This is a genomic window from Prevotella sp. S7 MS 2 (assembly GCF_000762865.1).
In the GTDB taxonomy this organism is placed as follows: domain Bacteria; phylum Bacteroidota; class Bacteroidia; order Bacteroidales; family Bacteroidaceae; genus Prevotella.
The window spans coordinates 1-10,824 of record NZ_JRPT01000025.1 but is presented as its reverse complement, the minus strand read 5'-3'; the positions used below and the strand labels follow the sequence as shown (position 1 = coordinate 10,824).

The following is a 10,824-nucleotide window of genomic DNA, read 5'->3' as shown; positions in this document are numbered from 1 at the left end:
GGGGGGGGGGACGTGTGTGTTAAATTCGTACACTACAGCTCTTTTAAATGTGCTAAGGAGAAATGGGAAGAGCGTAAAAACAGAATCGACTGGAACAACCTTTTTGTTTTGTTAGAGGGACCATCTTTCAGTTCTGAACTTCTGGATATGTGTGCAAATGTAGAATATCCCCTTTCTGTGATGGGGCCTAAAAATACAGAATTCGAATCTGCTTACCCATTCTACCATGGATTTAAGTGGTACAACAACTGGCGTTCCGGCAAATCATTGGATTATAAGCACATCTTTAGCTTGAAGCGATATTTGGATGATTTTGATTATATCAGTTTTTTGAATGGAAATAAAAGTTAGCATCGTCATACCGGTATATAAGGTAGAAAAATACATTGAGCGCTGTTTGCGGTCGGTTTTTAATCAAACCTATGCGAATATAGAATGTATTATCGTCAATGATTGTACACCTGATGGGAGTTTTTTCAAAGCAAAAAAGTTGATAGAGACCTATGAGGGAAATGTTGATTTTAAGCTTCTTGAACATCGTCAAAATGAGGGACTCTCCCAAGCAAGAAATACTGGAGTAGACAACAGTACGGGCAATTATATATATTTTTTGGATAGTGACGACCGGATAACGGAGGATTGTATAGCAAAACTTGTAGAAACGGCAATGGAAAACAATTTGCCGGAGATTGTTATGGGAGTCACCAAGGGTGTGGATAATTTGGGAAATCAAGTTTCTGTGAGTGCTGCTCAGACAAAAAGCTTTATGACCAACGCTGAGGTGTTTCAAGGTTATATCAATAATGAGTGGTATGTTATTGGATGCAACAAATTAATTAAAAGAACTATATTTGATGTGCACCACACTTATTTTACTCCCGGGATTTATCATGAAGACGTGATGTGGAGTTTTGAGATTTCTACATATGTCAGTTCTTTGGTTTTATGTCCACATATCACTTATCTTTACTATATAGGTGATACAAATTCTATCAGTCGTTCTACATGGGGGGCAAAACGGGTGAGCGACAGTATAACGATACTTGAAAAGAAGGCTGCTTATCTGGATAAAGTATCCAACAAGCATTTGCTAATGAGACATATAAAGAATGAATGTTATAATATGGTATATTCTCTTTTCAGAAATCATTATTCGTACCGCGATATCAAACAATATATGAAGCGTATCAGTGTATTGATGGATGTGCCTGGTATACCAACCATAAAAAGTGATGTACCTTTTTACAGAAGGGTTATATATAATCTTTATAAATTCTTATAATGAATCAAAAAGTTCTTTTGTCTATACTTATTCCTGTCTACAATGCCGAAAAGTTCCTGAGACGATGCTTGGATAGTATTGTTAGACAATCTCTTTTTAAAGACGATGTTGAGATAATGATCATCAACGATGGGTCGAAAGACAACTCATTAAGTATTATTCAATCGTATAATGAAAGATTCCACAACATAAGATACTTTTCGCGGGAAAATAAAGGAATTGGTCCTACTCGGAACGAACTGATAACTAACGCTCATGGCACCTATTTTTGGTTTGTTGATGCAGATGATTTTGTAGCTGACAATTCCTTAGAATGCTTGCTCCCGCTATTGAGAACAGAAGAATATGACATGCTGATGATGGGCTATTACTGGGGAACGGAAACCAGTGGCAGAATCATTCCATGTATAGGAGATTTCAGCTCTGGTTTGGACATGGCAGCCCACGATGTGTATAACAACTCTTTATGGACACGTGTGTACAGAACAAGTGTTATACAAGAGCATGATATAAGGTTTAATAGTTATCAAATGGGGGAGGACTTTGATGTGATTTTCAAATTAATTCCATACATTGGAAAGTGCAAATGCATCAATCAGCCTCTTTATAATTATATCGCCAACCCTCATTCGGCTGTATCTGAATCTTCTAAAAAGCATATATATAGATCCTCCGACGACTCATTGCTTTGTATGGAAGATAACTTTACGTGGCTCAGACAGTTTGACACGGATGTCCAAAAAGTTTTGAAGAAGCCTCTTATATTTTTCCTTATGGGCTATTTGTTTTCAATATATGTAGGTCCTTTTACGTTGAGATATAAGTTGGAAGTGATGACGAAATTGGAAGCTATGGGGGCTTTCCCCATTCATCCATTGCCTGGGAATAAAAGGCATCGTATTTTTTCCCGAATTGTCAACATTAAGGTTTTCAGGATTTTGTCAATTTATATTGATGTTTTTGTATTATGGCTGAAAAAGAGATAGCTGTAAAGGCAAAAGTCAGACAGAGCAATATCGAACTACTGCGTATCATAGCCATGTTCTTCGTTCTGATAGGGCATGCAAATGGTTTCGTTATGGGAATGCCGTCGCCGGTTGAGATAGAAACTGATACGTTGTCTTCTTTTATCAGGATTCTCTTTATGAGTATTACTATAGGTGGAGTAAACATATTCGTGCTTATCTCCGGTTGGTTTGGAGTTCGGGCGAGTTATAGAGGACTGGGCAAGCTCTTATTTCAATTTTTCTTCTTGTTATGGAGTATATACATAGTTGCCATTCTTTGTGGAGAAACGACTTTTAATTCTCAAGTAATACGAATAAGCATGGGGCTTACACAAGAGTATTGGTTTGTGATGGGATATTTGGGGCTTTACATTCTCACACCGGTTTTAAATGCTTTTGTGGAGAAAGTAAATAAACGACAGTTCCAAATGTTTTTAATAACATTTTATATTTATCAATGTTATAATTGCTAGATTACCGGAGTTGTCAATTACATTGGTGGCTATAGCATTATATTCTTTTGTGGCCTATATCTCACAGCACGATATTTCAGACTTTATCCGTCGGGTCGGTTAAACCGATTGAGCCCTTATGTCTATATTGCAATTACCTGTTTTATAAGTATAATAGTGGTGCTATCAGTATGGAAATTCGGGAATGCTATGAAAATGCTTCGCTATGATAATCCATTGGTTATTTTATCAAGCATAGCATTATTATTATTTTTCTACAAATTCAAGTTTCAAAGCCCGGTTGTTAATTGGCTGGTGGCAAGTAGCTTTACGGTTTATATAGTTCATTTCAATCCATACGTTTTTAAGTTCTTTAAAAGTGGGGTTCTCTATTTCACATCTACATTGGATGGGGGCTTACTTGTACTTGGAATCTTTCTGATCCTGTCTGCCGTATATCTGTTTTGTGTATTTATAGACCAAATTAGGATAGGAATGTGGAATTTGTTGCAACATAACATCTATCAACAAAAATGATCATCTATTTCTTAATGTTCGCCATAGCCTTTTTATGGTATTATTCTTCATTATCAAGACCAAAACTGGCTAAAAGTCCCCTCTTATTGGCTGCCTACTTCACCTATTTGGCTGTTTTTATAGGTATGGGAGATATGATAGGAGGGTATGATCGGTATATTTACGGAGCATTGTTTGACAGTATATCCGACTCTGTAGGTTATAACCAAGATGTCAAGCAGTTACTTTATTTCATCCGTGGAAAGGAGTATGCCTACTTTGCCTGGGAAGTGTTAGTTGCTCATGTTACATCTAACCGATATGTGTTTATCCTGTTGGGAACATGCCTGATGTATGGATTGTATTATAGGACGTTCCGAAAGTATATGGATAATTATCCGATGGCATGCATTGTTTTCCTTGGATTATTTGTGTTTTTCTCCATAACTTACATGAGACAGACCATAGCTTGTGGTATAGCTTGGCAAGCTGTAAAGTATATATGGGAACGGAAACCTTTACCATTTTTTGCTTTGGTGATATTGGCCGCAGGGTTTCACAATTCGGCTCTTATACTTGCTCCAATGTACTTTGTACCTATTATAAAATATTCACAAAATGTAGTAATTTATTTCCTCGTATTCTGTTTATTAATAGGAATTTCTCCATTTGCCTCTTGGGCAATATCTTTTGCAGGTGATGCAACAGGAACAGAATCCAGGACAGCATTATATATCAATGACGATATGTCCGGTTTTCAAATTTGGTATGTGATAGAGGCAATCGTATTTATTGCAATACTTTTTAAAAACTATCATAAAATTCCCAACACGCCTAAAGATTTGACGTTTCTTAATATGTCCATTATCTTTTGTGGTATCTTGGTGGCTTTTGCCCGTTTTGGACAGGGCGGACGGTTTGGCTGGTTTTATTTTATAGGTCTAATATATACTTTAAGCGCCCTTTCAACAAGGATACATAGTTATAAGTGGATGAAAACTTTTGTTATATTTTTATGTTTTGTGTTATTCACTCGTATTTTAAGATCATGGGCGTTTAATTTGACGCCATACAAAACCTTTTTGACAAATGGTTACCCATCAGGAGTTTATGAACTCTATGAAGAAAATGAGTATGATGTGAACTACACTAAAGATAAATTGTACCGTAAAGTAATAGATATTAAATAATATATGAAATTAAGTATTATAGTTCCTGTATATAATGTAGAACAATATCTCCCCAAATGCGTATCGTCCTTGCTGAATCAAGGCTTAAAGGATGAAGATTATGAAATCTTGCTTATCAATGATGGAAGCACTGACCATTCTTTAAGTTTGTGCACTGACTATGCTGAGAGATATGCCAACATACGTGTTTTTTCACAACCTAACTCTGGTGTAGGTATTGCAAGAAATAAAGGGATAGATAATGCATTGGGTGAATATATTGCATTTGTGGACTCAGACGACTATCTTTTACAGAACGGCATGTACGAAGTCTTAAAACCTATATGGAATAGAAGAGATGTAGACGTTGTACGCTATTTTTCAGATTATGATGGGCGAAAAGTTAAGCCTATTGTTAATCAGATAGACTACGACGCTCCGGCGTTGGAAATGATTAGAAGAGGAGGACTCCCTGCTTTTATTTGGACGTTTCTTTATCGTAGAGCTTTTTTAAACGAGAATAAAATCCGGTTTAAAAACTATAGATTCTCGGAAGATGTGCTGTTCGTATCCACTGTTTTCTTACATCATCCTTACGTGGTTTCAAACCAAGCTAATATTTATCGATATGTGTTAAGAGAGGGGAGTGCGATCAATAAAAGAAATAAAGAACATTCCAGAATTTGCACAGATCATAATTTGCTCTCGTATGAGGATGTGATGAGAGAACTTATGACTTCTATTTTTCATGAAGATGAAGAAGCTTTGTCTGCCTGTCTCTCATCTATCAACTTTAAAAAGCAGTCCACTTGGACACGTATATTCACGTCTGACTATAACAGATCTGAGTTCAAGCAATTAAAGAATCGTATCGTCAAAAATAAATTCTATCCTTTTATGGTATGGAATCAAGAACCAAGGGTAAAGATACAATGTTTCCTAATGAATTTATCACTATATAATTTTTGTATATACAAATTGTGTAGTGGTATCTTTGATTATATCATAGTCCCTTATTATATCAACAGAATAAAGAAAAAAGTATGGGAAACGGAGTGACAGTGGTAACACCAACTTATAATAGAGCCACTCATTTGCAAACCCTTTACAGGAGTCTGTGTAGTCAAACTGTGGGGGGATTCACTTGGCTGATTATAGACGATGGTTCGACCGATAATACGGCAGATGTTGTAAATGGAATGAAATCTGATATTTTTAATATAGAATATCAAAGAAAGGAGAATGGAGGGAAGCATACTGCACTGAATCTTGCTATTGACATTGTTGAAACGGAGCTTTTTTTTATTGTAGATAGTGACGACACCTTGACTAATGATGCTATTGAAACAATAGAAAAGGATTGGAGAAAAGTCAAGGGTAAGGATTTATGTGGTATATCTTATCTCAGAGGATATTCCCAAGAAGTTCCAATCGGCGATATATTCCCGAAAGACAACCTCATAGATAGTTTTGCTGATGTTAGAGTGAATAAAAAGGTGTATGGGGATAAGGCCGAGGTGTGGGCAACAAAATACTTGAAGCGTTACAGATTCCCAGTTTATAAAGGTGAAAAATTTCTCGTTGAAAGTTATCTTTGGCTCCAAATTTCTAAAATAGCCGATATGTTGTTTATAAATAAAATAATATATCTAACAGAATATTTGGAAGGTGGGTTAACTAAATCCGGGCGAAGGCTTCGAATAAAATGTCCGAAGGGCGGAATGGCATTTAATTTGATATTAATGGATAAAACATATCCTATGAGGGATAGGATTAAAAGTGGAATATTATATTCTGTATATTCCTTTTTCTCGCATGAGGATTTCAAGAAAACGTATGCTATCCCATATAAGGCCCTGCTACTCGTTTGTTACCCTATAGGCTATTTGGTTCATTTATATTGGAATTATAAGTATAATAAGTAAGACATGGTAGAGTACAGTGTTGCCATACGAACGCTTGGAAAATCAGGAGATAGATTAAAAAAAGAATTGCGTTCCATCTATAATCAGACGATAAGGCCTAAAAAAGTCTTACTTTATATCGCAGAAGGATACAAATTGCCTGATTTTAGGATTGAAGACGAAGAGTATGTTTATGTCAAGAAGGGGATGGTTGCTCAAAGAGCAATAGATTATAAAGAAATACAAACAGAATGGATTTTGCTTCTTGACGACGATGTCTTTATGGCGGATAACTGTGTTGAAACATTGTATGAAGAATTAAATGGACAACAGGGAGATTGTATAGCTGCAGATGTTTTCAGACCTCATGAGGATAATCTGAAAACAAAAATATATAATTATATCACTAATTTAAGTTATCCACGTAAAGATGACGAATGGGCGTTTAAAGTATTGGATAATGCGAGTTTTTCGTATAATGGTAACCCCTCTAGGAGCGCTTACTATTCTCAAAGTGCTGCGGGGCCAATATCATTATGGAGAAAAGACGCTTTATTGAGGATTCATTATCCTGATGAGTTATGGTTAGACCGGATGGGCTTTGCTTTTGGTGATGATCAACTTATGTTTCAAAAACTATATAAAAACGGCTTTCGGTTATTGGTTTCTTATGATAGCGGGGCTGTTCACATGGATGCAAAAAGTTCAAGCAGTCTGTTTCAGGAGTCCAATGACAAGTATTATCGGCGAGCCAAAGCCATGTTTCTTCTATGGTATAGAAGTTGTTATGATTTAAATAATTTAAATGGATGGCAAAAGAAAAGGATTCTTGTCAGTTTTTCGGTTAAGCAAATAGAACAATTACTTGTTCATCTCGTTTTTGCTATCCTATCTGCAAACTTCCGAGTTGTTACTGATTTTATAAAAGGTAATATGGACGGATATAAAGAAGCCAAGAAAATATTTAGGACTATTCCCAATTTTATTTTGTCATGAGAGTACTCCAAATCATAACATCACTAATGATCGGAGGCGCAGAACATCTTGTTGTGCAAATAACACAGATGTTGCGCAATCAAGGTTATGAAGTAGATGTTTGTCTTTTCGATGGAGAAGAGACAGCCTTTTATAGAGAGCTTGAATCATCTGGATGCACAATCTATTCGTTATCAAAAAAACGATTTTTTTATAATCCAGGATATATTCTAAAGCTTAGACGTATTATGAAAGGATATGATGTAATCCACACACACAATTCCTCTCCTCAATTGTTTGCTGCTATTGCTAATGTTGGTTTGAAAAAACGGTTGGTCACAACGGAACACAATACGGATAACAGAAAACGAAAGAATCCGTTGTTGAGAGTGATAGATAGATGGATGTACGAAAGATATGAGAAAATTATATGTATAAGTCCAAAAACAGAGGAGCGTCTTAGAATTTATCTGAAAAATAACAATACCTCAATCAGACTGATTACGATTAGCAATGGAATAGACGTCACTTCTTTCCAAAAAGCTCAGGTGGCATACGACATACATCCTACAGACAGAATTGTCATCACTATGGTGGGAGCTTTCAGGGTACAGAAGGACCATAAAACGCTAATAGATGCCATGAATCGCTTGCCTCGGGCAAAGTTCCAATTATGGTTGATTGGTGATGGTGACTTAAGAGACAAAATGCAAGACTATGCAAAACAGACTTTACATAAAAAAGATATTATATTTTGGGGAAACAGAGCCGATATCCCTCAAATGTTGAGGACTTCGGATATTGTGGTGCTTTCTTCTCATTGGGAAGGATTTGGATTGGCTGCCGTTGAAGGAATGGCAGCTGGTAAACCGGTAATAGCTTCAGATGTTGATGGACTGAGAGAGGTCGTAAAAGATGCCGGACTTTTGTTCCACCCGGAAGATGCCGGTGAGCTGGCGTCTTTAATAATGCACCTGAGCAAAGATGCCTCCTTTTATGAGCAGACGGCAATGCAATGTAGAAAACGCGCCTTGAATTATGATATTAGCAAGATGATAGAAGGTTACAAAAATGTATACGAACAAAAATGATTAGGGATATCTTAATTAAACTATTGGATGTTTGTTGGCGAGAGCCTAAACTGAAATTCCGCAGTCGCTCTGGATTATGGGGTAGGACAAGAAAATCGGGTAACTATATATTCATGGTGGATGGGCGAATTCATCATGGGGGGATGTTTGATCGTCTGAAAGGGGCTATAACCGTCTATTCTGTTGCTAAAGCACAGCAAAAAGATTTCAAGATAAATTGGACATATCCGTTTGATTTACGTAAATATCTTGAGCCTGTAGACGTGGATTGGACTATAGATGAAAAGTCAATGAACTTTAACTTATTTACACATCAGACGGTTATTGCTTATGGAGAATACAAAAGTCCTGTACGTCTTTTCAAAAATAGGAAACAGGAGACGCATTTCTATTATGGCTACGACTCTCTGAAAGAGGTGAATAAAAACTATAATTGTAATTTCGAATGGGGCAAATTATATCGTGAGCTGTTTAAACCAACATCATACTTACAACAGTATTTAGATTTATATCAGTCGGAAATAGGAAATGATTATATAGCAATTCATACCCGGTTTATGAATCTTCTTGGAGACAAGACGGAAACAGATGTAAACCCGGAGTTGCCTTTGAAAGCCCAGGAAAGATTAAAAGAGAATGCAATTCGTGCTATCAGGAAAATTATAATGAGGGAAGAATCGACGTATGGACGACATTTCAGAGTGATGATAGCATCCGATAGTATGCACTTTATTCATTACGTTCAAAAGGAAATTCCGGATGTTTATATCGTGCCCGGTACGGCGAAGCACATCGATACAGCGGGTCAGACAAATGATGGTGAGAATATCAAAATGTTTACGGACTACTATCTCATGGCACAGGCACAGAAGGTTTACAGTTTGTGGCATGAGGGTATGTGGAAGAGTGCCTTTCCCGAATATGCGGCACGGATAGGTGGTGTTCATTTTGAACGTATAGAATTTTGATAGTAGAACGATATATAATATGAAAATAATTCGTGTCACCACGGTCGACATCAGTCTGAACTCGTTGTTAAGGGGACAACTCAACTATCTCAATCAATATTATGAGGTGGTGGGAGTTGCCAAAGATACCGGTGTGCTCGATGAGGTGGCCGCGCGAGAGGGCATACGGGTTATTGACGCTCCTTTGGAACGACCTATCAGTATAGGTAAGGATATCAAGGCCTTGTGGTTTTTGTGGCGACTTTTTAGGCGCGAAAAGCCGTGGTGCGTACATGCCAACACGCCCAAAGGGTCGTTGTTGGCCATGGTGGCCGCATGGGCTGCACGCGTGCCGAATCGTATATACACCGTGACGGGGCTGCGCTACCAAGCTACGACTGGTATGCTGCGGACCCTATTGAAGACGATGGAGCGCGTGACATGCTGCTGCGCAAACCATGTCATACCCGAAGGCGAGGGCGTGAAACGAGCGTTGAGGGAGGATAGAATCACGGGGAAGCAACTGCAGGTGGTACATCATGGCAACATCAATGGGAAGGACACATCCTATCTGTCACGCGAGGCGACGAGTGAGTTGTTGCGTTCGGAGAACAAGGAGACGCGGTTGATGGAAGATGCCACGCCTTTTGACGGGCGCCGGTATATGCGCCAAAAGTTGGGATATACAGCCAATGATTTTGTTTTTATCCTTATAGCTCGCATGGTGAGAGACAAGGGCATTAACGAGTTGGCGGAGGTGATGAGGCGATTGGTGGGGCATTCCGCTGACCTGCCGCGGCAGCCTAAGCTCCTGATTGTGGGAGAAAAGGAGGTGCAGAGTGGTGGCCATATTACTATGGAGGCGCAACGTTTTTTGAACGACTCCGCTGCCGTGTTCTATGCAGGCCACCAGAGAGATGTGCGCCCTTACCTGATAGCGGCCGACGCATTGGTATTTCCGAGTTACAGGGAGGGTTTCCCCAATGTGCCCATGGAGGCTGGAGCGATGGAGTTGCCTTGTATCGTCACCAACATCAATGGTTGCAACGAGATCATCATCGATGGTGAGAATGGTGTCGTCATCCCGGCGCCGCTCGACAGTCGCGGCCATCTCATACAGTTTGCTTCGGACGACCTGCAAGCGGACGGTTTCTCCTCGCCCATGGTCAAAGCCCTCTACCAGTCGATGTGCGATTTTATCAAGAACGCCGACAACACCAACAGGATGGCTGCCAACAGTAGGAGGTTAATCCAAGAACGCTATGAGCAGCGCGATGTGTGGGAGGCGCTGAGGCAAATGTATGCTGAGCTGTGATTAAGAAAATCCCTGTGTGAGGGACGAAACCACACAAAACCATCCCTCACACAGGGATTGTTTTTACACAAATGGTTACTGTATGAGGGATTTTTGCTAACTTTGTGGGCAATCAAGACATTAAACGATGATAGACACCATATTGCACTTCGTTTTTGAACTTGCA

General features: G+C 38.6%; 11 protein-coding genes. All 11 read left to right on the top strand.

All coding sequences use genetic code 11. The features are described from left to right. The coding region (locus tag HMPREF0671_RS05705) for a DUF1919 domain-containing protein (protein ID WP_036897859.1) at nucleotides 1–351 on the top strand (351 nt) is incomplete at its 5' end. After that, the gene (locus HMPREF0671_RS05700) at nucleotides 335–1,282 is read left to right on the top strand and encodes a glycosyltransferase family 2 protein (RefSeq protein WP_036897856.1); all 948 of its coding nucleotides are present in this window, start codon (nucleotides 335–337) and stop codon (nucleotides 1,280–1,282) included. The genes HMPREF0671_RS05705 and HMPREF0671_RS05700, both read left to right, overlap by 17 nt. Then, nucleotides 1,282–2,268 carry a glycosyltransferase gene (locus tag HMPREF0671_RS05695; RefSeq protein ID WP_036897852.1) on the top strand — a complete coding sequence of 329 codons (987 nt, stop codon included), beginning with the start codon at nucleotides 1,282–1,284 and terminating at the stop codon, nucleotides 2,266–2,268. Before HMPREF0671_RS05700 ends, HMPREF0671_RS05695 begins: the two co-directional genes overlap by 1 nt. Further along, nucleotides 2,250–2,762, top strand: coding sequence for an acyltransferase family protein (locus HMPREF0671_RS05690; RefSeq protein WP_036897849.1), 513 nt, complete (start codon nucleotides 2,250–2,252; stop codon nucleotides 2,760–2,762). The genes HMPREF0671_RS05695 and HMPREF0671_RS05690 overlap by 19 nt, the downstream gene beginning before the upstream one ends. A gap of 512 nt (nucleotides 2,763–3,274) precedes the next feature. Further along, nucleotides 3,275–4,447 (top strand): EpsG family protein, encoded by a 1,173-nt coding sequence (locus tag HMPREF0671_RS05680; RefSeq protein ID WP_036897843.1) that lies wholly within the window; start codon nucleotides 3,275–3,277, stop codon nucleotides 4,445–4,447. A 3-nt stretch (nucleotides 4,448–4,450) separates the two neighbouring features. Beyond that, nucleotides 4,451–5,485 (top strand): glycosyltransferase, encoded by a 1,035-nt coding sequence (locus tag HMPREF0671_RS05675; protein WP_036897840.1) that lies wholly within the window; start codon nucleotides 4,451–4,453, stop codon nucleotides 5,483–5,485. Then, a complete protein-coding gene (locus tag HMPREF0671_RS05670) occupies nucleotides 5,470–6,351 on the top strand; it encodes a glycosyltransferase family 2 protein (protein WP_036897837.1) in 882 nt (293 codons plus the stop codon). Before HMPREF0671_RS05675 ends, HMPREF0671_RS05670 begins: the two co-directional genes overlap by 16 nt. Nucleotides 6,352–6,354: 3 nt before the next feature. Continuing rightward, nucleotides 6,355–7,326: a glycosyltransferase family 2 protein gene (locus HMPREF0671_RS05665; protein ID WP_036897834.1), complete on the top strand. Its 972-nt coding sequence runs from the start codon at nucleotides 6,355–6,357 to the stop codon at nucleotides 7,324–7,326. Then, nucleotides 7,323–8,396: a glycosyltransferase gene (locus HMPREF0671_RS05660; RefSeq protein WP_036897831.1), complete on the top strand. Its 1,074-nt coding sequence runs from the start codon at nucleotides 7,323–7,325 to the stop codon at nucleotides 8,394–8,396. Before HMPREF0671_RS05665 ends, HMPREF0671_RS05660 begins: the two co-directional genes overlap by 4 nt. Beyond that, on the top strand, nucleotides 8,393–9,364 hold the full coding sequence (locus HMPREF0671_RS05655) for a hypothetical protein (RefSeq protein ID WP_036897828.1): 972 nt from the start codon (nucleotides 8,393–8,395) through the stop codon (nucleotides 9,362–9,364). The genes HMPREF0671_RS05660 and HMPREF0671_RS05655 overlap by 4 nt, the downstream gene beginning before the upstream one ends. Before the next feature lie 19 nt (nucleotides 9,365–9,383). Next, entirely contained in the window at nucleotides 9,384–10,658 is a 1,275-nt protein-coding gene (locus HMPREF0671_RS05650) for a glycosyltransferase family 4 protein (protein ID WP_036897825.1), read from the top strand. Nucleotides 10,659–10,824 lie beyond the last annotated feature (166 nt).